Below are 24,320 nucleotides of genomic sequence, written 5' to 3' on the forward strand. Positions count from 1 at the left end.
TTGAATCATAAATTATTTTAAGTAAATGAACCTAATTATAACAATTCTTCAAGAGGTTAATATTGACGAAAAACTAAAAACTGCCCCAGATGGTGGTTATGGCGTTGGTATTTTTATAGGATCGCTCTTACCTTTTTTAATTTTGGTCGGACTTGCTTATATAGTTTATAGGTATAACAAAAACAGATATAAAGAAGAATAATATGGATGTACTTGGTTTTTTTAGCGGAAATGGCTTATTCCTAATTTTAGGTGTAGTGCTTATTATTGTCTATTTCTATAATAAAAATAAAAGACGCTAAAAGTACTTAACGGGTTTTTAACCAACCTGTAATACTCAATCTTTGTGTATTTACGGGTTTAACTTCGTGCTCTAATTCTTGACTTTCAAAAATGACAACTTTGCCAGGAAATGGATAAATAATTTTGTCTTCTCCATCTAAATATAAAACAAGTTCTCCGCCGTTTTCTGGTTTCCAGTCTTCACTATTTAAATAACAAACAAAAGATAATTTACGTCTGTCATCATTCTGAAATGTATCTAAATGACGTTTGTAATAGGTGTCTTTAGGGTAAATGGCATAATGAAATTCCTTTTGGTTAATACCGAGAAAACAGGTACGGTTTAGGTAATCTTTTAAATCGTTGATTTTATTAAAGAATAATTGCTCGGCAGTATTGATGACGTTTTCATCTATCCAAAGAATAATATCACCACGTACTGCTTTTTTTACCAGCTCGTTGGTTTTATTTCCAATAGCCGATTTTTTAAATGCATCTTCTTCATACTTTAAAAGTAACGAATGCCGTAAAGCAATAACCTCATCTTCTGAAAAAAAATCATCAACAATACTATATTTTTGTGATGAAATGTCTGAAATAACACGCTCGTAAAGCGCATTTTCAACAAACGGAATGGCTTCAAAAAGACTACTCACCTTGACTTTTGAAGAAATTTAATCTTTTCATGCTTTTACAAAATTTAAAAAAAGTAGTCAAAAGTAGACTAAAAAGCTATTCCTTTTACATTTATAATATCTTTGCACTATAATTTAGAAACGCATGAGCAAAATTCGCATTACAAAACAGTTTTCTTTTGAAACAGGTCACGCACTTTACGGCTATGATGGCAAGTGTAAAAATGTGCATGGTCATAGTTACCGACTCTATGTCACAGTCATTGGAACTCCAATTTCGGATGCGTCTAACGTAAAGTACGGTATGGTGATCGATTTCGGTGATTTAAAGAAAATTGTAAAAGAGGATATTGTAGATGTTTTTGATCATGCTACCGTTTTTAATAAAAACACACCACACGTTGACTTAGCCAAAGAATTACAAGCTAGAGATCACAACGTTTTATTAGTAGATTACCAGCCAACAAGTGAAATGATGGTGATTGATTTTGCTGAAAAAATTAAACAACGCTTACCTGATAACATTAAATTACATTCATTAAGACTTTCTGAAACAGCGTCTTCTTTCGCAGAATGGTTTGCTAGTGATAATGAGTAAACCGAATCACATACATATTGCCGACGGAAAAAAAATCTATTTCGCATCAGATAATCATTTAGGAGCACCTACAAGTGAAGCATCCCGACCTCGTGAAAAAAAATTCGTCGCTTGGTTAGATGAGATAAAAGATGATGCTGCTGCTATTTTTTAATGGGAGATCTATTCGATTTTTGGTTCGAATATAAAACGGTTGTTCCAAAAGGCTTCACAAGAACCCTTGGTAAACTTGCTGAAATTAGTGATTCCGGAATTCCGATTCATTATTTTGTGGGTAATCACGATTTATGGATGAATGGCTATTTTGAAGAAGAATTAGGTATTCCTGTGTATCATAAACCTGAAGAGTTTACGGTTAGTTATGATGCTTCGACTACGCTCAGCCACCAAACAATTTTTATTGGTCATGGCGATGGTTTAGGGCCTGGTGATAAGGGTTATAAACGCATGAAAAAGGTGTTTACGAATCCTTTATTTAAGTGGTTATTCAAATGGATGCATCCTGATATTGGAATCAGAATAGGGCAATATATGTCTGTAAAAAACAAAATGATTTCTGGTGATGATGATGCTAAATTTTTAGGTGAAGAAAACGAATGGTTAGCTGTGTATTGTAAACGTAAGCTTGAAGATAAACACCGAGATTATTTTGTGTTTGGTCATAGACATTTGCCTTTAGAAATTGACCTAAATGAAAGCTCTAAGTACATTAATTTAGGCGACTGGATTCAGTATTACACCTACGGAGTTTTTGACGGTAAAAATTTTGAACTAAAAAATATTAATTACGTTCTGTTTTAACTTTAACAGATGCGTAAGTGGACACAGAATAAGGTACCACAAAGCATAATGAAAGCTTTAACCAATTTACGTTCTCAAAATTCAAATGGTATAAAAGTTCTCCTTGGTTGATAATATTCAAAATACAACCAACCACTATGGCGACTTTAATTGAAGAGGTGACGATGTCTTTTTCTAAAGCTATTTTAAGCAGTTTTAGAATCATGCTAATTGAAATTTTTAAAGATATTGATGGCAAAAATAACAAAAATGATAACGCTTAATGGTCATTTTACAATCCATCTTTTTCAAATTCTTCAATATCCAAGGTAAGGTCTAATTCTCTTAAGGTTTTATTTTTAATTCCAATTCCGGCTACAGTTATTAGTGTCATAACTCCACCAAAAATAACGGCAACAGAAGGCCCTAAGATTTTAGCTGCTATACCGCTTTCAAAAGCACCAAGTTCGTTAGAAGAACCTACAAACATGGAATTAACAGATGCTACACGACCACGCATATGATCTGGTGTTTTTATTTGCAAAATGGTTTGTCTTATAACCATCGACACTCCATCTGTAACACCAGAAAAGAACAAGGCTATAACACTTAACCAAAACAATTCTGAAAACCCAAAAATGATAATACATATTCCAAATCCAAAAATGGAAATCAGTAGTTTTTTACCTGCGTTTTTATTAACTGGTAAATACGTTGTTATGAACATGGTTAATATACTTCCGATAGAAACAGAAGCATTTAATATACCAAAACCTTTAGAACCAACGTGTAAAATATCTTGAGCAAAAACAGATAATAAGGCTATAGCTCCTCCAAATAGAACAGCAATCATATCTAAAGATAAAGCACCTAAAATAGCTTTATTACTAAACACAAATCGCAGTCCAACTTTCAAGCTTTCTTTTACAGATTCTCCAATATTTGGGTTTAAAATCGGTTTCTTCTTAATAAAAAAGGTAACGCCTAATGCCAGTGTTACTAAAGCAAAAACGATACAAAGTGTGGTGTGTACGCCAATCCAATCAATAGAAAAACCGGCGAATAAAGCTCCAGAAACTGTAGCGGCTTTCCAAGTACTACTGCTCCAAGTTGCCGCATTTGGATAAATTTTCTTAGGAACAATTAAGGCAATTAATGAAAATATCGTGGGACCAAAAAACGACCTTAAAAAGCCACCAAAAAACACTAAAATATAAATGAAAATTAAGATGGTTTGTGTTTCCCAATCTCCAACTACTCTATCCCATGTTAAGAAAAATAGGCCTAAACTAATTAAGGAAAATGCAGCAATACAAAGTGCAAAAAGATTGCGTTTTTCTTTTTGATCTACAATATGACCAGCAAAGAGTGCCATGGTAAAAGCTGGAATTATTTCCATTAAACCAACTAAACCTAAATATAATGGATCTTTAGTTAAGGTGTAAACCTGCCATTCAATGACAATAAATTGCATAGACCAACCAAAAACCAGTGCAAAACGCACCAGTAAAAAGATATTGAATTCTTTGATTCTTAATGCTGCGTATGGATCGTTTTTCGCCAATTTGGTTTAAAGTTACGAGACCTAGCAGGTCTGCAATTGATTCAATACAAATGTATAATAAGCAAAGGTCTTATTTTAATTTTCAATTAATTTAAAAGCAACACGTCTATTTAATTGGCGTCCTTCTTCTGTGTTATTATCTGAAATTGGTTGTGTGCTTCCAAAACCAAAGGATGTAATGCGTGTGACATCTAATCCTTTTCCAATTAAATAATCTGAAACTGCTTTGGCACGTTGTTCTGATAATTCTTGGTTTCTGGCTTCTAATCCAATAGTATCTGTGTGACCATAGATTTCAACTTTTAATGTAGGATTAGCTTCTAAATGCTTGTAAAGTTGATTCAATTCTTTTATTGAAATGTCTAATAAATCTGATTTATCAAAATCGAATAATACATTTTTGAAGGTGTAAATCTCATTAGTTTTAATGGTGGGTTCTTCAACTGGTTTGAGGGTTTCTTTTTTGACGTTCTCTTCTTTTTCTAAGAGTTCAATTGAAACGTCATCGATATAGTAATAGGAAAACGATTCATATTTAGTTTGTCTAGCTTTACTTTTTTTAGTGTCGGCATTCGTTTTAAAATTTCCTAAAGCAAAGTAATTTTCAAAACCATTTGCGGTATATAGAAAGGAAACCTCCATCCAGTCTTTATCATTATCGTAGAATTCTTTGCTGAACGTTGGTCGAAATGTTAAATTAGGAATTCGTTTTGCAAAGTTTTTTGCGTTGATATTCACTTTGCTTTTGGATGCATTAAATTTCTCAGACGTCATCATAATCCCCAATTCTTTGAGGGCGTATCTTGAGTTTTCCGCTAAACTGATATAGAATTTAACTTGATATTTCTTCCCTTGCTCTAAGGTAGTTTTTAATGTGCCTTGAACATATTCTCTATAGTCTTTCTTGAAATACGCATATATACCAGCATAACCATTTCCGGTTCTGGCTTTTTGATATCCATTGAAGTTTTGGAAACCCATTTTCTCGCTACACGAATTAAAATAATCCGTTGTGCCATTATTGGGAATCGTCCAGTCCTTTACATTCCTATGAAATAAGCTCATATCTCTAGGGCAATCATAGAAATCTTCAAAGCTTGGATTTAAAACTAGGTTTTGACTATTTGAAATAAAGCCACAAAAAAAGAAGAGAAATAGGATTGGTTGTTTCATACACAATCAACGGAGAGATAATCAATTATATTTTATACCTACAAGGTTTTTGAAACCTTGCAGGATTTATCATTCTTTTATGTCCTTCAATTTCAACTGTAAACTAACGTTGCCATTCCAATGATTTTCATCTATGGAATACGCAGCACTAAATGGTCTTTTACTTTTAATAACACCAATTTTATCGCCTAAGCCAAAACCAATACAAACGATTTTATCATTGAAGGATTGCGTCACAGTAATACGTAAATGTTTATCATCTTCACCTACACATTTACCGTAGCCTGTGTCTTTTAGGTTTTGAGACATAAATGTTGGTGACATATTCCCAGGGCCGAATGGCGCAAATTGTTTTAGGATACGCATTAATTTATCATTGATTTCTCCTAATTCAATGTCTAAATCTATTTTAAGTTCTCGGGTTAGAAGTTTAGGGTCTATAGTTGCTTTAACCACACTTTCAAACTTAGCTTTAAAAGCTTTATAATTCTCTGGCAACAATGTTAAACCTGCGGCATATTTATGGCCTCCAAATTGTTCAATATGCTCTGAACAGGCTTCTAATGCATTATACACATCAAAACCAGAAACGGAACGTGCTGAAGCCGCTAGCTTATTTCCACTTTTTGTAAATACTAATGTTGGTCTATAATAGGTTTCTATTAAACGAGATGCCACAATACCAATCACTCCTTTGTGCCATGATTCATCATAAACAACTGTGGTGAAGCCTCCTTGCTCGTTATTCTCTTCAATTTGAACTAAAGCTTCTTGTGTAATGCGTTTATCGGTTTCGCGACGATCGGTATTAAAATCATCAATATCTGCGGCATATTTTGCGGCTAAGTTAAAATCGGTTTCGGTTAAAAGTGTTACGGCATGGTTACCGTGTTTCATTCGTCCTGCGGCATTAATTCTTGGCGCGATAATAAAAACCACATCAGTTATGGTAAGAAGGTCCTTTTCGACCTCAGCAATAATGGCTTTCATTCCTGGTCTTGGGTTGGTATTTATAATGTTTAAACCCATATAAGCCAACGCTCTATTTTCATCTACAATGGGGACAATATCTGCACCAATTGCTGTCGCTACTAAATCGAGATACTCTGTTAAATCCTCAACCGTTTGCCCTTGGTTGGATGCTAATGCTGTAATTAATTTGAAACCAACACCACAACCACAAAGTTCTTTAAAAGGATAATCACAATCGTCGCGTTTAGGGTCTAAAACAGCTACTGCATCTGGAATTTCAGCTCCTGGTCTATGGTGATCACAAATAATAAAATCGACGCCTTTTTCTTTAGCATACGCGACTTTATCTATGGCTTTTATACCACAATCGAGCGCTATAATTAGTGAAATATCATTATCGTCTGCAAAGTCAATTCCTTTATAAGACACACCATAACCTTCATCATAACGATCTGGAATGTACGTGGCAACAGAATCCGTTCTTGTTTTTAAATAGGATGACATTAATGCGACAGATGTGGTTCCATCAACATCATAATCACCATAAACCATAATATTTTCACCTTCTTCAATGGCCTTTTCAATTCTAGCAACCGCTTTATCCATATCTTTCATTAAATATGGATCGTGGAGCTCACTAAAACTTGGTCTGAAAAATGTTTTAGCAGCGTCGTAAGTATCAATGCCGCGTTGTAACAATAATGTGGCAACAATATCATCGACTTGAAGTGCTTTCTTCATTAATGCCACTTGAGTGGCTTCTGGTTTTGGTTTTAATGTCCAACGCATAGTTTCTTAGGAAGCTTTATTTTGTGCTTTTATGAAAGTGAATATGGGTTTTAACTGTTGCAAATTGACGAAACATTTCCATCACACCACAATATTTATCAACCGATAAATTTACAGCACGTTCGCATTTTTTTTGATTTAAATCCGCACCATAAAAATGATAATCTACTACTACAGTGTGGTAGTATTTTGGGTGCTCATCGGTTAATTCCCCTGTAACATCCATTTTAAAATCATCTATTTCTACTTTCATTTTTTCTAACGTAGAAATAACATCTAGACCAGAACAACCAGCTAAAGAGGATAACATCATGGCTTTTGGTGATAAGCCATTACGTTTGTCAGTACCTTCAATATTGGTATCCATTATTACGGTTTTTCCGCTTGGGTTATCAGATTCAAAGGTTAAGCCACCTTTCCACTGGGTTGTGATTTTATTTGTCATTTTTTAAGTTTAAAAGTTATAAGTACTATCTTGTTACCTCAAAAATACTATTAAAAAAATAACTATGGCACTAGTAACACCTTTGTCTGCTGACCACGATTTGGAAACCAGAGAATTAGCGGAATTCTTTAATGAAACTCTTGGATTTTGTCCAAATTCGGTTCTAACCATGCAACGCAGACCAGCAATAAGTAAAGCGTTCATCAATTTAAATAAAGCCGTTATGGCCAATGAAGGCAAAGTAACCTCAGCTTTAAAACGTATGATTGCTTGGGTGAGTAGTAACGCTACAGGTTGTCGTTATTGCCAAGCACACGCCATTAGAGCAGCAGAACGCTATGGAGCAGAACAAGAACAATTAGATAATATTTGGGAATATAAAACGCATCCTGCTTTTTCTGAAGCAGAACGTGCAGCTCTCGACTTTAGTTTAGCAGCTTCAATGGTACCAAATGCTGTGGATGCCGAGATAAAAGAACGCTTATATCAACATTGGGATGAAGGTGAAATTGTTGAAATGTTAGGAGTAATTTCGCTTTTTGGATACTTAAACCGCTGGAATGATTCTATGGGTACTGATATTGAAGAGGGTGCTGTGGAAAGTGGAAACAAATATTTAGGGAAGCATGGTTATGAGGTTGGGAAGCATGATGGGTCTCGGTATTAGTTTTATTCCTGCGAAAGCAGGAATCTCATTCTTAATATTCTTGATTTTGATTTGAAACTGTGTTTATAAGATTTTTTGCAGCCAATTCATGAAATAATTCTTTTTAAGCCTTACCAGAAATGGTGAGGTTTTCTTATAAAATTTCTTTTACCTTCTTACGCAACTCAGGCACCACCAATTCCTCAAACCAAGGATTTTTACTTCGCCAAAACCGATTGGTTGGTGATGGATGTGGGATTGGAAAATAGGTTGGTAAATACTCTTTATAATCACCTACAGTTTCTGTCAAGTTTCGTTTTGCGTTCTCTTTTAAATAATACTTCTGCGCATAAGCACCAATTAAAATCACCAATTCTACGTTAGGCATTTTATCTAATAACTGCTCGTGCCATTGTGGTGCGCATTCTGGTCGTGGTGGTAAATCGCCCGTTTTCGCTTTCCCTGGATAACAAAATCCCATAGGGATAATGGCGAAGTTTTCTGTGTTATAAAATTGCTCATCGGTGACATTAAGCCATTGTCTTAGTTTTTTTCCACTTTGGTCGTCCCAAGAAATTCCAGATTGATGCACTTTTGTTCCTGGTGCTTGTCCAATAATTACAATTTTAGAATTAATATGTGCTGTAGCTACAGGTCTTGGCCCTAATGGTAAATGTGCTTTGCAAATGGTACATTGACTTATATTATGAATTAATTCTTTCATTTTTTAATCTTCATCCTTCAGCATACTCTTTAGATCATTAGTATAAGAGGGATATGTAAATATCTGCTTTTTAAAATCACGAATCGTTAAACCTTCATTCATTGCTAAAGTCAAAACATTAATAGTTTCATTAGCTTGAGAACTTAATAAATGTGCTCCCACTATTTTTTGAGTACGCTCATTAACTATAATTTTATAAGCGTAAGCATTTGCATTTTCTTTTTTAGAATTGTACCAACCAGAAGTATCTTCTTTATAAACTAATACGTTTTTGTATCTACTTTTAGCTTCTTCTTCAGAATAGCCTACACTTGCCAATTGTGGTTTCGTAAATGCAATAGATGGCACTAATGGATTTTCGAATTCCTTAGAATTACCATTTATAATGTTATGACCCGCAATATAACCTTGCAGTCCTGATAATGGTGTTAGCGGTAAAGATTTACTAGATACATCTCCACAAGCGTACACATTTTCGTTGCTTGTACTTTGCATAAAATCGTTGACTAAAACACCAGACTCATCGGCTTTTATACCAGCATTTTCTAAATCTAGTTTTTCTACTGCTGGCACGCGACCTGCGGTATTAAATATTTTTCTGGCTTTAATCGTTTTAGTTTTGCCGTCTTTTTCATACGTCAGTTTTAGGTTTTTCTTCAGTTTTTCTAGAGCAACGGGTTTTGTGCTAAACATAAATTTCACTCCATTTTTTTCTAAAACCTTGGTTAATTTATCAACTAAAAACGAATCAAATTGCGTGAGTGCACTATCATTAATCTCAATCATAGTGACTTCACAGCCTAGTGTTGAAAGCATGTAGCAAAATTCCATTCCAACATAACCTGAGCCAATAAATATGGCTGATTTCGGAATTTTCTTCAAGTTGAGAATATCATCACTAGTTTTCAATAAATCAAATCCTTCAAACTCTAATGTTCTTGGTACATAACCTGTAGCGATTACAAATTTATCTGCAGAAATGGTTTTGCCTTCAACCATAACTTCATTTTTACTGATAAATTTTGGGGATTGATGATATAAATCAATGCCTAAATCCGTTAAGTTATTTTCGGTTGAAGATGGCACGGGTTTAGTGAAAGACGTTTTAAATTTCTGAACAGCTTTCCAATTAATTTTAGGTGATTTTTTAATCCCGAAACCTTTAAGTTGTTTTGAATGTTGCACTAAGTCAGCAAACTGAATCAGTATTTTTTTAGGATCACAACCTCGTGTTGCACAAGTGCCTCCAAATTCGCGTTTATCTGAAATAGCAACTGTTAATCCTGCTGCTACACAAGCTTTTGCCGCTGTTTGGCCTGCAATACCGCTGCCAATTACAAATACATTATAATGTTTAGTCTCCATAATTTTAGTTTGAAATAGAAAATTAAGGAAAGAAAATGATAACGACTGATGCTGTAGCTGCAAAGGTTAACCCAATTACGAAAAGTGATTTTTATTTCTTCTTTAACGGGAAGGTTTCAAAGTGCAAGCCTTGAAATCCTGATGTTATAAAATTTCTCATGTTTTGATGTCCTGTTCCCTTAGGATTTATTAAAACATCTTCAAAATAATAGTTGCCAAAACAGGCTAAGGTTTCTTCTGCTTTCAAATTTTGGTGCACAGCAAAGGCGAACAGTTTACAAGAGCCTGAGTTTTCACCTTTACCATTGTGTAATGTTCCATTTTTAAAAGCTGTTGGAATAAACTCGTAATGGGCCTCTATGATGTTCATGGTTTCAGAAAATTTTATATGTTTAGGACTAGATTTAAGTTTAACTAAAAAATTATTTAAGGCCATCAGTCTATTTGTGTTTTCCGTCTACGACAATTACAATTTCGCCTTTTGGTGGTTTGTTAGTGTAATGCTCTAAAACTTCTTTTGCTGTTCCTCTAATGGTTTCTTCGTACAATTTCGTTATTTCTCTGGATACAGAGATTAATCGATCCTCTCCAAAGTATTCACAAAAATGACCAAGAGTTTTTATAAGCTTATGAGGACTTTCATAAAAAATGATAGTTCTAGTTTCCTCTGCTAAGAGTAATAATCGTGTTTGTCGTCCTTTTTTAACAGGAAGAAAGCCTTCAAAAACAAATTTATCATTTGGTAAACCACTATTAACCAAAGCAGGTACAAATGCGGTTGCGCCAGGTAGGCAATCCACTTCAATATTGTTTTCTACACACGCTCTTACTAATAGGAATCCAGGATCTGAAATGGCAGGTGTTCCTGCATCGCTAATGACAGCGATAGTCATTCCTGCTTTAAGTTTTTCTATTAAATGGTCTACCGTTTTATGCTCGTTGTGCATATGGTGACTTTGCATATGTGTGGTGATCTCAAAATGCTTTAAAAGTTTTCCAGATGTTCTGGTATCTTCAGCTAAAATTAAATCGACCTCTTTTAAAACGTCGACAGCTCTAAAAGTGATGTCTTTTAAATTTCCAATTGGTGTTGGTACTAAGTAAAGTTTACCCATATTTATTTCTCGAAAAAATGAGAATATTTTAAAATTATTATTTAGTCTCTTAAATATTTACCTAAAAAGTAGGACGGAAAAAGAACTACTAATCCGTAAAAAGAAAAGCCAAAGATACCATGACCAGCATAATGATGCGCTGCGGTTGCTAAAACTAAATCAAAGAAAAAACCTGCATAAGCCCATTCTGTTAGCCATTTACTTTTTCGCCACAAAACCATTGCAATACCAAGAAGTTTTAAAATAGCGAGCGGTATTACAAAATAGCTTGGGTAATTAAGGCCTTCAAAATAGCCCTTAATCATTTCGGTATTTAACAGATACATCTGTGCTGAATACAGAAAAATTAGGCACAAGACAATGGTACAGAACCAATAAATAATTTGTTTGACTCTCATTAATTAAATTTTCCTTCGATTAATTGAAGAAAGCGTTCTTCATAGTCTTCTTTCCCTACCCAATTGTTATAATCAGGTTTTACCATTTCTAAAATTAATGTTTTAGCTTCAGGCAAAGATCCAATGGTGTTAATTTGAGAAATAACACGATCATAATCTTCATTTTCTCCCTCAAATAAATGTTTAATAAAAGCTAATTTGTCGTTTAATCCTATTTTTAGATTTTGACCTTTTAACTTGTCATTTAGAGATTTATTTGCAACTTCTACGTCGCGTTTTTGAGCAACTTCAATAGGTTCAAATTCTGGCATTTCATCAAAACCAGAGGTAATATCTTCAAAATCAATAGAGGATTGTTCTGCTTCGGTTTCTTTTGGTAAGACTTTTTCTGATGTAGGTGTTTCCTCTATTACATGTTTTTCTTCAACGTCTTCATCAGGCATATGTGATACTAAGTCTTTAATTTTAGACATTACAGGTTCCATTATACCATCATCTTCGGTTTCATCTAAATGAACGTAAGTTTTATCTTCAATCTCTATGTTGTCACTATACTTGTTGTTGAATGCTGTATCTAGCATGTCAAAAAATGATGAGTCATGACCAATTTTAGGAATTCTGTCTTCAAAATTTTCTTGTGCAAATTTTAAAACAGTTAGTTTTTCGTAGAGTACAGCGACTTCTTCATGAAGTTTATTAATGTCTTCTCTGCCTGTTAATTTTAGAATCCTATGGGCAATACTAACTAATTCTGATTCTAATTTCTTTTTCATAGTTCTAAATTTTTATATTGAAGCACTTTAGGGCTTTTGAGTTTTTGAAATTATTTTGGATGTCTAATAAAATAGGAATATAATTTCTTTATGCTCTTTTCGTAAGTTTTGCTTTCGATTTTTTAATAAATTTGTCTCACCTTTATAAAATCGAAGATCAACTTTGATTTAGTGCTAAAATTACAAAATGTTTCTCGAAAATACAGTAAATCAGAAAGAACAATTTGGGTGGATTGAAGTCATCTGCGGATCCATGTTTTCCGGTAAAACGGAAGAATTAATTCGTCGATTAAAACGTGCCCAATTTGCAAAACAAAGAGTTGAAATTTTTAAGCCTGCTGTAGATGTGCGTTACGATGAAGAGATGGTCGTTTCTCATGATGCGAATGAAATCCGTTCTACGCCAGTGCCTGCTGCTGCTAATATTCCAATTTTAGCAGACGGTTGTGATGTGGTTGGTATTGACGAAGCTCAATTTTTTGATGATGAGATTGTTCGCGTTTGTAATGATTTGGCCAACAAAGGTGTGCGTGTAATTGTTGCAGGATTAGATATGGACTTTAAAGGCAATCCTTTTGGGCCTATGCCAAATCTTATGGCGACAGCAGAGTATGTTACTAAAGTACATGCCGTTTGTACAAAAACCGGAAATTTAGCACAATACAGTTATAGAAAAGCATTGAGTAATGATTTGGTTTTACTTGGTGAAGTTGACGAATACGAACCTTTAAGTAGGGCTGCTTATTATAAAAGTATGCAAAGAGATAAAGTAAGACAAATGAAGGTGAATGATGCGGAAGAAATAGATTCTAAAGACGAAAATCGTAATGTCTAAAGCTCTAGAAACTATTCTTGAAATTGATTTAAGTGCGCTAACGCATAACTTCAATTATTTAAAGTCTAAACTTCAGCCACAAACAAAATTTTTAGCAGTAGTTAAAGCTTTTGCTTATGGCAGTGATTCCGTAGAAATCGCAAAACATCTTCAGAAATTAAACGTTGATTATTTTGCTGTTGCTTATACGCAAGAAGGCATAGCGTTGCGAGATGCAGGCATTAAAACACCAATATTAGTTTTGCATCCGCAATCTATAAATGCTGAAACTTTAATAGACCGATGTTTAGAGCCTAATATTTATAGTGCTAAACTTTTAAATGACTTTATAACCGTAGCCGAACAGCAAGGTCAAAAAGATTACCCAATACACCTTAAATTTAATACAGGCTTAAACCGTTTAGGTTTTAATCAAAAGGATGTAGATACTGTAGTGGCCAGATTAAAGTCTACGACAGCAGTGTATGTAAAATCTATTTTTTCTCATTTGGCAGCAAGTGAAGATCTTAATGAAAAGGATTTTACATTACAACAGATTGAAACTTTTAAGGCTATAGCTTCAAGCTTTAAATCAAAATCAGGAATAGAACCTTGGTTGCATCTTTGTAATACCTCAGGCATTATTAATTACCCAGAAGCTCATTTTAATATGGTGCGAAGTGGAATTGGTCTATACGGATTTGGCAATTCAGAATTAGAGGATAAGTATTTCAAACCTATAGCGAACTTAAAATCTGTCGTTTCTCAAATACATGAGATTGATAAAGGAAAATCTGTAGGTTATAATAGAGCTTATACGTCTAATCGTAATGAAAGGGTTGCCACGATACCTATTGGTCATGCAGACGGTCTTAGTCGTATTTATGGCAATAAAAAAGGCTTTGTTTTATTAATGATGAGAAAGCCTATATCATTGGTAATGTTTGTATGGATATGATTATGGTCGATGTTACAGACATTAATTGTAAGGAAGGTGATGAGGTCATTATCTTTGATAAAGCTCATAGAGCCAATGAAATTGCGGAATCTGCAGGTACAATTTCTTATGAAATTCTGACAGCATTATCTAAGCGGATAAAGCGTGTATTTCTACCTTGAAAATATTTTTAACATCTTGTGACTTTTTTAGTAACTTAGTGTCTTATTAATAACCTAACTAAAAATTAAAACACATAGATTATGTTAAAAGAATTCAAAGAATTTGCAATGAAGGGCAACCTTATAGACATTGCAGTTGGTTTTGTAATGGGTGCCGCTTTTAAAGAAGTAGTTACCGCATTTACAGGAGGTATCGTATCTCCGTTAATTGGTATGATTTTCGACTCAGACTTTAAAGCGTTGAAATACCAGTTAAAAGAGGGAACGTTGAATGATGCTGGCGAAATGGTTGGTGATGTTTTCTTAGAATACGGTACATTTTTAACTAATGTGATTGATTTTATCATTGTAGCATTTGTAATGTTCCTTGTGGTAAAAGGTGTTAATAATATGAAAAAGAAAGAAGAGCCTGCACCAGCTGCGCCTGCAGGACCATCTGAGGTTGAGTTATTAATCGAAATCAGAGATTCATTAAAAAAGTAAATTACGTTTAGCGTCATCGCTACACTATTATTTTTAACTAAACCCAGACTGTGACAGTCTGGGTTTCTTTTTTTAATTACAAAATCAATAATTAAAACCCTATATTTTTATTAGATTTTTAAGACTAATTGAAGGCTTTACTTAAAGAAATATTATAATTTTGAAAGTTCTAAATATATGTTTTATGAAAGTAGCAATTATAGGTGCAACGGGAATGGTTGGTAATGTAATGCTTAAAGTGTTAGAGGAACGTAATTTTCCTTTAGATGAGTTATTACTAGTGGCTTCAGAACGTTCTGTAGGTAGTAAATTAAAATTTAAAGGTAAGGATATTGAAGTGATTAGCATTCCTACTGCTATCGAAAAACGTCCAGATATTGCTTTATTTTCTGCAGGTGGAAATACATCATTAGAATGGGCTCCAAAATTTGCTGAAGTTGGTACAACGGTTATCGACAATTCTTCGGCTTGGAGAATGGACTTATCAAAAAAATTAGTGGTTCCAGAAATCAATGCTAATGAGTTAGAAAAAACAGATAAAATTATAGCTAATCCTAACTGTTCTACTATTCAGATGGTGATGGCATTAGCACCGCTTCATAAGAAATATAAAATTAAACGTATTGTTGTTTCAACATATCAATCTGTATCTGGTACAGGTGTTAAGGCTGTTGAGCAAATGGAAAATGAAATTGCAGGTATCAAAGGGGAAATGGCATATCCGTATCCAATTCATAAGAATGCAATTCCGCATTGCGACGTTTTTGAGGAGAATGGTTATACCAAGGAAGAAATGAAATTGGTTAATGAAACTCAAAAGATCCTTAATGATAAAACTATCGCTGTAACAGCAACAGCAGTAAGAATTCCTACAGCTGGGGGACACAGTGAAGCTATCAATGTGGAGTTTCATAATGATTTTGATGTTAGTGAAGTAAGACAATTACTTAACGATACAGATGGCATTACTATACAAGACAATTTAGATGTTAACGTATATCCTATGCCTATGTATGCTAATGGTAAGGATGATGTTTTTGTTGGTCGTATTAGACGAGATGGTTCTCAGCCGAACACTTTAAACCTTTGGGTTGTTAGTGATAACCTTAGAAAAGGAGCGGCGACAAACACAATTCAAATAGCAGAATATCTTATTAAAAATGCTTTAGTATAGTATCATAAAAGCAATTTAGATTTTTTAAAAATAGCGTATGTTCAAGAATTTCAACTCATTATTTATATAGTTAGTTGAAATTCTGCATATATTGTCGTTACAAATTTACTTTTAGTTGTTTGTTATTAACATGTAACTAAAACCTTATATTTGAAGTAACGATGTTTATTTCAAAAAATCTAACTTATGAAAAAATTACTTCTTTCTGCTTTAGTGTTAGCAATTTTTGTGTCTTGTAAAAATGAAAGCAAAACTGTGAAAACAACTACCTTAGATTACCCTGAAACTAATATAATAGATACTGTAGATACTTATTTTGGTGAGTCTGTAGCAGATCCTTACCGATGGCTTGAAGACGACAGAAGTAAAGAAACAGAGGCTTGGGTTAAGGATCAAAACGACGTTACTTTTGGTTATTTAGAGCAGATTCCGTATCGCAAAGAATTAAAAGAACGTCTTACAAAACTTTGGAACTACGAAAAAATCGGTGCACCATTTGTAGAAGGAGACTATACCTATTTCTCTAAAAATGATGGTTTACAAAATCAATCGGTAATTTATAGATATAAAACAGGTGACGATCCTAAAACAGCTGAGGTTTTCTTAAACCCTAATACGTTTAAAGAAGACGGAACTATTTCATTAGGAGGTATGAGCTTTTCTAAAAACGGAAAAACATTAGCTTATGCTATTTCTGAAGGAGGAAGCGACTGGAGAAAAATTTTGGTGATGAATGCTGAAACTAATGAGATTATAGAAGACACATTGGTTGATATAAAATTTAGCGGCATGTCTTGGTATAAAGATGAAGGTTTCTATTATTCTAGTTACGATAAGCCAAAAGGAAGTGAATTATCTGCAAAAACGGATCAGCATAAAGTATATTATCACAAATTAGGTACAAAACAATCCGAAGATCAATTAATCTTTGGTGGTACACCTGAAGAAAAGCACAGATATATTGGTGGTGGAGTTACAGAAGATGATAAGTATCTTATTATTTCTGCAAGTGTTTCAACTTCTGGAAATAAGCTTTTTATTAAGGATTTGTCAAAACCAAATAGCAAACTTGTAACTATTTTAGATCATGCAAATAGTGATTCTTACATTATTGAAAACATAGGTTCTAAGCTTTATATTATGACCAATTTGGATGCTCCAAATCAAAGAATTGTAACCGTAGATGCTTCAAATCCAACTCCAGAAAATTGGATAGATTTTATCCCTGAAACAGAAAATGTTTTAAGCCCATCAACTGCTGGAGGTTACTTTTTTGCCAACTATATGGTGGATGCCGTTTCAAAAGTAATGCAGTACGATTATAATGGAAAACTTATAAGAGACGTAGAATTACCAGGAATTGGTACAGTTGCTGGTTTTGGTGCAAAGAAAGACGAAAAAGAGCTTTATTATTCATTTGCAAATTATGTAACTCCTGGAAGTATCTATAAGTATAATATAGAAAACGGAACTTCAGAATTATATAGAAAACCGAGTATTGATTTCAATCCAGAAGATTACGAAAGCAAACAAGTTTTTTTTACATCTAAAGATGGTACTAAAGTGCCAATGATTATTACGCATAAAAAAGGATTAGAACTTAACGGTAAAAACCCAACAATACTTTATGGTTATGGTGGATTTAATGTTAGTTTAACTCCAAGTTTCAGTATTGCAAATGCGGTATGGATGGAACAAGGGGGTGTCTATGCTGTGCCAAATCTAAGAGGTGGTGGTGAGTATGGGAAGGCATGGCACAATGCAGGAACACAGCTTAAAAAGCAAAATGTTTTTGACGATTTTATTGCGGCAGCAGAATACCTTATTTCAGAAAACTATACCTCATCAGATTTCTTAGCCATAAGAGGTGGTTCTAATGGAGGTTTGTTGGTTGGTGCAACAATGACACAGCGTCCAGATTTAATGAAGGTTGCTTTGCCTGCTGTTGGTGTTTTAGACATGTTACGTTACCATACGTTTACAGCCGGAGCTGGTTGGGCATACGATTATGGAACTGCTGAAGATAATAAGGAAATGTTTGAATACCTAAAAGGCTATTCTCCTGTTCATAATGTAAAAGAAGGAGTGAAATATCCAGCAACACTAGTTACTACAGGAGATCATGATGATCGCGTGGTACCAGCACACAGTTTTAAATTTGCTGCAGAATTACAAAGTAAGCAAACCGGTTCTAACCCAACACTTATTAGAATTGAAACAGATGCTGGTCACGGAGCTGGTACACCTGTAAGCAAAACGATTGAAGAGTACACAGATATTTTTGGGTTTACGTTATATAATATGGGGTTTAAAGCATTACCATCTAAGACAGAGGAAAAAATAAAAGGCTAATAATTAGAACATATTAACCAAGTCAGTTGAGTTGCCTCCAGGTCTCTAATTATAGAATACGGAACTAAAAGAATTTAAAAATATCAATTATTTGATAATTTTTGTAGGACTTTTTAACCTTTAACTGTCTTATTATTAGTGTATAATTATTGCAAATGAAAAAACAGTACCTTTTAGTTTTTCTTTCAATTTTATTTCTGTTTTCATGTGGCAATGATGATGGCTTAATCCCTTTGGTTATTGAAACAAATCCGGATAGTTTAACCATAGCACAAGATTCAGAAATTGAGATTTTTATATTTCTAAACGATTCAAATATTCCTTCAAGTGGTGAATTATCATTAAGCCAACCCACCAAAGGTAATGTGGTAATAATTGATAGTAATAATACTCCTAATAACCCGAGTGATGACCATTTAAAATATACGGCAAACCCAAACGAATCGGGTTTAGATAATTTTGAATATACTATTTGTAGTATCTCAGGCGATTGCAAAACAGAAACAATATCAATTACTATTACAACGAGCTCTAATGTGCTTTATGATTTAGGTAATATGCCATTTCAAACGCTGTCCGAATATCAATTTTTTGAAGGGGATTTAAAAAATTTAGAGCCGACTAATGGTGTTATTCCTTATACCTTAAACTCCACTTTGTTTAGTGATTATGCAAATAAGAAACGTTTTGTATGGATGCCAAATAATAGTAAAGCGTCGTTTGTAAATGAAAACGAACTTTTAGATTTTCCTGTCGGAACAATTTTGATAAAGAACTTTTACTACGATAATGTCCTTCCAAATAATTCAACGCAAATTGTAGAAACACGACTAATAATTAAAAAACAAGAGGGTTGGGTTTTTGCAAATTACGTATGGAATACTGAGCAGTCAGAAGCTTCTTTAGATATGAATGGAAGTAATATCGATTTGCAATGGCAAGAAGGAGGCGTAACTAAAGCTGTAGAGTATAGAATTCCGTCAGGACCTGAGTGTCACACCTGCCATAAAGTGAGCGAAATTGCGCAACCTATTGGACCTAAGGTTAGAAATTTAAATTTATCCTATATTTACAATGACGGAGAATCCAATCAATTAGAAAAATGGGTTAATTTAGGGTATTTAGAAAATACACTTCCTGGGACAATAGCAAAACTTCCAGATTATAACGATTCTAGTGCGTCATTAAATCAGAGAGTAAGAGGTTATTTAGAGATAAATTGCGCGCATTGCCATTCAGAAAGTACACATTGCTCATATAGACCAATGCGATTGGATTATTTGTCTACAGAAGATTCAATAAATATGGGAGTATGTGTAGATGCTAATACAGATCTTGGATTTGGTCTTGGTCACATTGTAGAGCCTGGAAATGCTAGGAATTCCGTACTGTACTTCAGGGTAAATTCTACTGAAATTTCAAACAGAATGCCACTGTTATCACGTACAATTGTGCATAAAGAAGGTGTTCAATTAATAGAAGAATGGATAAATACATTAAACATAAACTGTAATTAATAAATTTGATATGAAGAAAACACTACTTATTACATTGCTTTTAACGTTGTTTTGCGCTCACAGTTATGGCCAGGAATTAAACAAATTTGCGAATTGGCCTAACAATCAGTGGGTGCTATCTGGCACTTATGATGCAGCATATTTAGATGCAGATCCAACAACAACGAGCGCATCATTTTCATTTAATGATGATAACGCAGGAGGATCCTCTTATAATACTATTGCAGCTGAATCTCCTATTATTAATCTTACTGATGCATATAATGCTAATGAAATTGAAGTAAAAGTTACGTTTGCCTATGTTTATAATATATATCAAAATGATCAATCTTTATTCTTACAATACTGGGATAATAGTACTAGTCAGTGGGTTAATTTGGGGACCGAAATTTCGCCTAATTCATCAACTCAAGACAATTTTTGTAATGCTAGTTCTACAAACTATATTAGCGATACACTAGATATTTCTGGGTTTTCAAACACACAATTAACAGGATTTAAATACCGCATATTATATGACGATAATGATTCTTTCGGATGGGGTTTTTGTATTGATTCTCCTACAATAAGTTCGTCTGCTCCTTTACCTTGTCCGAATGTTGCATCGGTTGCGGTAAGTAATATCAATACCGTTGGCGCTATGGTAAACTGGAATGCAGGCGGATCAGAAACGTCATGGGAAGTAGCAATTCAGTTAGCTACAGATGGAGTGCCAGCATCGGGAGCTATTTCAACAATTAATAATTATAGTTTTACAAATCTTTCTCCAGGAACAGATTACAGTATTTATATAAGAGCGAATTGCGATGCTGATGGTTATAGTTATTGGGAAACTGTAAGTTTTACAACTGGAACAAATAACACGGGAGATCCAGTATCATTCACTACCAACCCGATAAATACAATAGGTGTATATGATATTGCACTTGTAGATTTAAATGGGGATTTTTTAGACGATGTTGTTTCTGTAAGTACTAATAATCTAAATATACACTATCAAGTGGCTTCTGGTGGTTTTAATATGACAAATATACCAACGCCAGGTGTTACTAGTGGACCAAATTGGAGTTTAGCTGCAGGTGATTTTGATCGTAATGGCTATAATGACCTTTTATACGGAGGTGGTGCGCGTGTTACTTTTTTACAAGCAAATAATACAGGTACAGGGTATAGTCCAATATCAGGATCAGAGTATGTGTTCTCTCAACGTTCTAATTTTGTGGATATTAATAACGATGGTCACTTAGATGCCTTTGTTTGTCATGATGTAGATCCCAATGTCTATTATATTAATGATGGATCTGGAAATTTAACATTCCATCAAGGTCAAAGTGCCGTATTACCAAATGGAATAGGTTTAGTGCCAGGTGGTGGTAATTATGGTACAGTTTGGATCGATTTTGATAATGATAGAGATATGGATTTATTTATTGCAAAGTGCAGAGGAGGTTCTTCAATTAGCATCAATGAACTATGGAGAAATGACGGTAATGGTGTCTTTGTAAATATTGCCGATAGTAATGGTTGGTACGATAATAATTATCCAGGTGTGGGTCATAATAATTCTTCTAATTTAGGTGACTTAGTGCAAACATGGTCTTCTGCTTGGGCAGATTTTGATAACGATGGAGATATGGATGTTTATGTTGGTGCAAGTAGTACTTCTGATGGTGATTCTAAATTGATGCGCAATAATGGAGATGGAACCTTTACCGATATTACTGCTGGTTCTGGTGTTTTAGATGCAGCATTGGGTGTAGAAAATGTCCCAGTTGATTTCGACAATGATGGTTATGTAGATATTTTAAGTAATGGAGACATATTATTTAATAATGGTGATTTCACATTTACTAATCACTCCTCTAATATGCCGCCAAGTGGTGCTATTGGAGATGTAAATAATGATGGCTTTTTAGATGTTTTTCGTAATGGAAATATTTATTTAAACAATACAAATGCCAATAACTGGATAAAGATAAATACCGTAGGAACAATAAGTAATATCAATGGTATTGGTGCTAGAGTAGAAATACAAACATCTAACGGCACACAAATAAGAGATGTGAGGAGTGGAGAAGGTTTTGAGTATATGAGTTCGTTAAACACACATTTCGGAATTGGTAATTCAACAAGTATTAATAGTATCACTATTTACTGGCCGTCTGGTACTGTAGATTTTATTTCAAATCCGGCTATAAATACAGCACATACTATTGTTGAAGGTTCTGCATTAAGTGTTGTAGATGAAACGTTAGTCGATGTTTCTATTTATCCTAATCCGGTGGAAGCAGAACTTACGATCAAAACTTCTGCAAACGTTATTAATAAAATAGCCACAGTTTTTGATATTAATGGAAAACGTGTTCTTAGCCAAAAACTGGATTCGAATACTATTAACGTGTCAAATTTAACTAGTGGAATTTACTTTTTAAGATTAGAATCTGAAGGGAAAATTATCAAACGAAAGTTTATAAAGAAATAATTTATAGACTGTAAATAGTTTAAAACCGTCCCGATGCTAATCGAGACGGTTTTTTTATGACAATTCTTTAACGATGTAGTATTTTTGTAATATGCTTCAAGTAAAAAATGTCACTTTCGGGTATTCTAAAACTAAGGTTTTAAAAGCTATTGACTTTAATGTCAAAGCTGGAGAAAACCTTGCTATTATTGGTGAAAGTGGCTCTGGCAAAAGCACGCTGTTAAAACTTATATACGGTGAGCACGATTTAAAACAAGGACAGATTTTTTGGAAAGATGAAGAGATTCTTGGTCCAAAATATAATCTGGTTGTGGGTTACGATTTTATGAAATACGTGACCCAAGAATTCGATTTAATGCCAGTGATTACGGTTGAAGAAAACATAGGAAAACACTTATCACGCTTTTACCCTGAAGAAAAACAAAAACGCACAGAGGAATTAATAAAAGTTGTAGAACTTGAAGACTTTGCAAATACCAAAGTTAAATTTTTAAGTGGAGGACAAAAACAACGTGTGGCTATTGCTAGAGCATTAGCAAAAGAACCCGAAATCTTATTATTAGACGAACCGTTTAGTCATATTGATAATTTTCAAAAACAAGGCTTACGACGCAATGTTTTTAATTACTTAAAATCAAAAAATATAGCTTGTATTGTTGCGACTCACGACAGAAATGATGTGCTTGGTTTTGCAGACCAAATGATTGTGCTTAACGAAGCTGAAATCATAGCTAAAGACACACCTCAAAATTTATATAAAAATCCTAAGCGTCCATTAATTGCGTCATTTTTTGGCGAATTTAATGTCATAGAACCTTATGGGATAGTGTATGCTAATCAGATTAAAATTGTAGACGATTCAGATTTAAAAGCTGTTGTAAAGACATCTTATTTTAATGGGAGTTCTTGGTTGATTGAAGCGGATTATAAATCAGAATCAATATTTATTGATCATGATTTTGAATTAAAAAAGATGCAGAAATTCAATTTTCAATTTCCTCATAATTTCTCACTGAAGTTTTTAGTTTTTTAAGCATTCTGTTCCGTAATTTTTGAGGTTTTAAAACTTCAATAGTATCACCAAATCCTAAAATAAGACGTTCCAGCTCAAAATTTATCTGTACAAATATATTGAAAATCACACCGTCCTCTGTTTCTTCAATGATACGTTGCGAGGGATGGAAAGGTTTTGTAATGACATAAGGTGCATTTTTGTTGTCTATTTTAAACTGAATGCGTTCTGCTCTAGAATTTGAAACGGTAACACCAACAACGTCCTTGTAATAGTCATCACCATCAATTTTGAAATCCTCGTAAATTTCATCATCAAGCGAGACAATTTCAGTCATTCTGTCTAAAGCCAAAGTGATAAATTTTCCTTTCTGATTAGCTAATAAAAACCACCGATTATTAAATTCTTTTAGTAATTGCGGATGTACAATCATAACACTCGCATTTCGTGCTTTAAAAGATTGATAAGTTACTTCTATCACGTTTTGTGTCTGAATCGCAGCATACAACACATCAATAAATTCAAGCCCTTTTAGCTGTTCGTTTTTATCTAAATGAATAATAGGACGTTTGTCTTTCTGTGATGAATTTACCGAGTCTTCCAAACGTTGTAAAACACCATCCATTTCTTTAAATAATGAAAAATCTTTAAACTGTCTCAATAACTGAATCGCCTCATTCATCACTTTGATATCCTTATCGGTTACAGGAATATTAATAATACTATACTTAGCATCCTCATATTTATAAAACTTACGGTCATAAACCACAATGGGAGCATTGTAACCTAATTTGTCACTTCGCATCATTTGTAGATCTAACTGAACAGTTCTTTTGCTCACATCAACAGCTTTGCCTTCGTATTCGTATAAAGCATCCGATACCGCTTCAATTAGGTCGTTAAGCGTCCATTTCCTAAACTGATTCTGAAGACATTTATCGATGGTTTTATAGCGTATTAATGCGTTTTTATTTACTGCCATTTAGATTCAAATTTTGATATACCATAAAAGTAAAATATTAGTGCGCAATTATCATGCGTAGCTAAGAAAATTCATAAAAATGTTCATCGATTGAAAAAAATATTTGCATTTCTCAAAAAAATATAA

General features: G+C 33.8%; 24 protein-coding genes and 2 pseudogenes. 13 read left to right on the top strand and 13 right to left on the bottom strand.

The annotated features are described in order from the left end of the window. Positions 1–25 precede the first annotated feature (25 nt). Positions 26–202 (top strand): hypothetical protein, encoded by a 177-nt coding sequence (locus tag ADIWIN_RS20890; protein WP_020897496.1) that lies wholly within the window; start codon positions 26–28, stop codon positions 200–202. Between the two features lie 106 nt (positions 203–308). On the opposite strand, the gene ADIWIN_RS12255 is transcribed toward ADIWIN_RS20890, so the two are convergent. Further along, entirely contained in the window at positions 309–938 is a 630-nt protein-coding gene (locus tag ADIWIN_RS12255) for a 2OG-Fe(II) oxygenase (protein WP_020897497.1), read from the bottom strand. A 124-nt stretch (positions 939–1,062) separates the two neighbouring features. Between ADIWIN_RS12255 and ADIWIN_RS12260 the strand changes: the two genes are divergently transcribed. Together ADIWIN_RS12260 and ADIWIN_RS12265 are read left to right on the top strand one after the other, a co-directional pair. Beyond that, positions 1,063–1,515, top strand: coding sequence for a 6-pyruvoyl trahydropterin synthase family protein (locus ADIWIN_RS12260; protein ID WP_020897498.1), 453 nt, complete (start codon positions 1,063–1,065; stop codon positions 1,513–1,515). A gap of 10 nt (positions 1,516–1,525) precedes the next feature. Then, positions 1,526–2,316: pseudogene (locus ADIWIN_RS12265) on the top strand (UDP-2,3-diacylglucosamine diphosphatase). Here the strand turns inward: ADIWIN_RS12265 and nrtS are convergent. Continuing rightward, positions 2,297–2,452: a nitrate/nitrite transporter NrtS gene (nrtS, locus tag ADIWIN_RS22195; protein WP_369021496.1), complete on the bottom strand. Its 156-nt coding sequence runs from the start codon at positions 2,450–2,452 to the stop codon at positions 2,297–2,299. The pseudogene ADIWIN_RS12265 and the gene nrtS overlap by 20 nt on opposite strands. On the opposite strand from nrtS, the gene ADIWIN_RS21420 reads away from it, so the two are divergent. Further along, on the top strand, positions 2,424–2,579 hold the full coding sequence (locus tag ADIWIN_RS21420; RefSeq protein ID WP_161624673.1) for a hypothetical protein: 156 nt from the start codon (positions 2,424–2,426) through the stop codon (positions 2,577–2,579). The genes nrtS and ADIWIN_RS21420 overlap by 29 nt on opposite strands. Positions 2,580–2,587: 8 nt before the next feature. On the opposite strand, the gene ADIWIN_RS12275 is transcribed toward ADIWIN_RS21420, so the two are convergent. The 4 genes from ADIWIN_RS12275 to ADIWIN_RS12290 all read right to left on the bottom strand — a co-directional run bounded on the left by ADIWIN_RS12275 (position 2,588) and on the right by ADIWIN_RS12290 (position 7,238). Then, positions 2,588–3,859 (bottom strand): MFS transporter, encoded by a 1,272-nt coding sequence (locus ADIWIN_RS12275; RefSeq protein WP_020897502.1) that lies wholly within the window; start codon positions 3,857–3,859, stop codon positions 2,588–2,590. Between the two features lie 75 nt (positions 3,860–3,934). Next, positions 3,935–5,032: an OmpA family protein gene (locus ADIWIN_RS12280; RefSeq protein ID WP_081669576.1), complete on the bottom strand. Its 1,098-nt coding sequence runs from the start codon at positions 5,030–5,032 to the stop codon at positions 3,935–3,937. Between the two features lie 69 nt (positions 5,033–5,101). Beyond that, entirely contained in the window at positions 5,102–6,793 is a 1,692-nt protein-coding gene (recJ, locus tag ADIWIN_RS12285; protein WP_020897504.1) for a single-stranded-DNA-specific exonuclease RecJ, read from the bottom strand. Between the two features lie 16 nt (positions 6,794–6,809). Then, positions 6,810–7,238, bottom strand: coding sequence for an OsmC family protein (locus tag ADIWIN_RS12290; protein WP_020897505.1), 429 nt, complete (start codon positions 7,236–7,238; stop codon positions 6,810–6,812). 64 nt (positions 7,239–7,302) lie between these two features. Here ADIWIN_RS12290 and ADIWIN_RS12295 point away from each other — a divergent pair, with 64 nt between their 5' ends. Next, on the top strand, positions 7,303–7,905 hold the full coding sequence (locus ADIWIN_RS12295) for a carboxymuconolactone decarboxylase family protein (RefSeq protein ID WP_020897506.1): 603 nt from the start codon (positions 7,303–7,305) through the stop codon (positions 7,903–7,905). Positions 7,906–8,038: 133 nt separating this feature from the next. On the opposite strand, the gene ADIWIN_RS12300 is transcribed toward ADIWIN_RS12295, so the two are convergent. The 6 genes from ADIWIN_RS12300 to ADIWIN_RS12325 all read right to left on the bottom strand — a co-directional run bounded on the left by ADIWIN_RS12300 (position 8,039) and on the right by ADIWIN_RS12325 (position 12,259). Further along, positions 8,039–8,608: a uracil-DNA glycosylase family protein gene (locus ADIWIN_RS12300; protein ID WP_020897507.1), complete on the bottom strand. Its 570-nt coding sequence runs from the start codon at positions 8,606–8,608 to the stop codon at positions 8,039–8,041. A gap of 3 nt (positions 8,609–8,611) precedes the next feature. Further along, positions 8,612–9,973, bottom strand: a complete 1,362-nt coding sequence (locus ADIWIN_RS12305) for a dihydrolipoyl dehydrogenase family protein (RefSeq protein ID WP_020897508.1) — start codon at positions 9,971–9,973, stop codon at positions 8,612–8,614. A 91-nt stretch (positions 9,974–10,064) separates the two neighbouring features. Continuing rightward, positions 10,065–10,409 carry a HopJ type III effector protein gene (locus ADIWIN_RS12310; protein WP_020897509.1) on the bottom strand — a complete coding sequence of 115 codons (345 nt, stop codon included), beginning with the start codon at positions 10,407–10,409 and terminating at the stop codon, positions 10,065–10,067. Positions 10,410–10,413: 4 nt separating this feature from the next. After that, the gene (rsmI, locus tag ADIWIN_RS12315) at positions 10,414–11,088 is read right to left on the bottom strand and encodes a 16S rRNA (cytidine(1402)-2'-O)-methyltransferase (RefSeq protein ID WP_020897510.1); all 675 of its coding nucleotides are present in this window, start codon (positions 11,086–11,088) and stop codon (positions 10,414–10,416) included. 41 nt (positions 11,089–11,129) lie between these two features. After that, positions 11,130–11,486 carry a DoxX family protein gene (locus ADIWIN_RS12320; RefSeq protein WP_040757214.1) on the bottom strand — a complete coding sequence of 119 codons (357 nt, stop codon included), beginning with the start codon at positions 11,484–11,486 and terminating at the stop codon, positions 11,130–11,132. Next, positions 11,486–12,259 (bottom strand): DUF8457 domain-containing protein, encoded by a 774-nt coding sequence (locus ADIWIN_RS12325; protein WP_020897512.1) that lies wholly within the window; start codon positions 12,257–12,259, stop codon positions 11,486–11,488. Before ADIWIN_RS12325 ends, ADIWIN_RS12320 begins: the two co-directional genes overlap by 1 nt. Positions 12,260–12,446: 187 nt before the next feature. Here ADIWIN_RS12325 and ADIWIN_RS12330 point away from each other — a divergent pair, with 187 nt between their 5' ends. The 8 genes and pseudogenes from ADIWIN_RS12330 to ADIWIN_RS12365 all read left to right on the top strand — a co-directional run bounded on the left by ADIWIN_RS12330 (position 12,447) and on the right by ADIWIN_RS12365 (position 23,233). Then, entirely contained in the window at positions 12,447–13,094 is a 648-nt protein-coding gene (locus ADIWIN_RS12330; protein ID WP_020897513.1) for a thymidine kinase, read from the top strand. Next, positions 13,087–14,192, top strand: a pseudogene (gene alr / locus ADIWIN_RS12335) (alanine racemase). Before ADIWIN_RS12330 ends, alr begins: the two are co-directional and overlap by 8 nt. Before the next feature lie 81 nt (positions 14,193–14,273). Further along, a complete protein-coding gene (gene mscL / locus ADIWIN_RS12340) occupies positions 14,274–14,675 on the top strand; it encodes a large conductance mechanosensitive channel protein MscL (RefSeq protein ID WP_020897516.1) in 402 nt (133 codons plus the stop codon). Between the two features lie 184 nt (positions 14,676–14,859). Next, positions 14,860–15,849, top strand: a complete 990-nt coding sequence (locus tag ADIWIN_RS12345; protein ID WP_020897517.1) for an aspartate-semialdehyde dehydrogenase — start codon at positions 14,860–14,862, stop codon at positions 15,847–15,849. A gap of 186 nt (positions 15,850–16,035) precedes the next feature. Further along, the gene (locus ADIWIN_RS12350; protein WP_020897518.1) at positions 16,036–18,201 is read left to right on the top strand and encodes a prolyl oligopeptidase family serine peptidase; all 2,166 of its coding nucleotides are present in this window, start codon (positions 16,036–16,038) and stop codon (positions 18,199–18,201) included. 155 nt (positions 18,202–18,356) lie between these two features. Beyond that, complete coding sequence (locus tag ADIWIN_RS12355) at positions 18,357–19,718, top strand: Ig-like domain-containing protein (RefSeq protein ID WP_020897519.1); 1,362 nt, start codon at positions 18,357–18,359, stop codon at positions 19,716–19,718. 10 nt (positions 19,719–19,728) lie between these two features. Then, positions 19,729–22,200, top strand: coding sequence for an FG-GAP-like repeat-containing protein (locus tag ADIWIN_RS12360; RefSeq protein WP_020897520.1), 2,472 nt, complete (start codon positions 19,729–19,731; stop codon positions 22,198–22,200). 91 nt (positions 22,201–22,291) lie between these two features. Continuing rightward, on the top strand, positions 22,292–23,233 hold the full coding sequence (locus ADIWIN_RS12365; protein ID WP_020897521.1) for an ABC transporter ATP-binding protein: 942 nt from the start codon (positions 22,292–22,294) through the stop codon (positions 23,231–23,233). On the opposite strand, the gene ADIWIN_RS12370 is transcribed toward ADIWIN_RS12365, so the two are convergent. After that, positions 23,184–24,194 (bottom strand): helix-turn-helix transcriptional regulator, encoded by a 1,011-nt coding sequence (locus ADIWIN_RS12370; protein WP_020897522.1) that lies wholly within the window; start codon positions 24,192–24,194, stop codon positions 23,184–23,186. The two genes, ADIWIN_RS12365 and ADIWIN_RS12370, sit on opposite strands and share 50 nt — an antisense overlap. Positions 24,195–24,320: the final 126 nt, after the last annotated feature.

Origin of the sequence: Winogradskyella psychrotolerans RS-3 (genome assembly GCF_000427335.1) — a bacterium.
In the GTDB taxonomy this organism is placed as follows: Bacteria; Bacteroidota; Bacteroidia; order Flavobacteriales; family Flavobacteriaceae; genus Winogradskyella; species Winogradskyella psychrotolerans.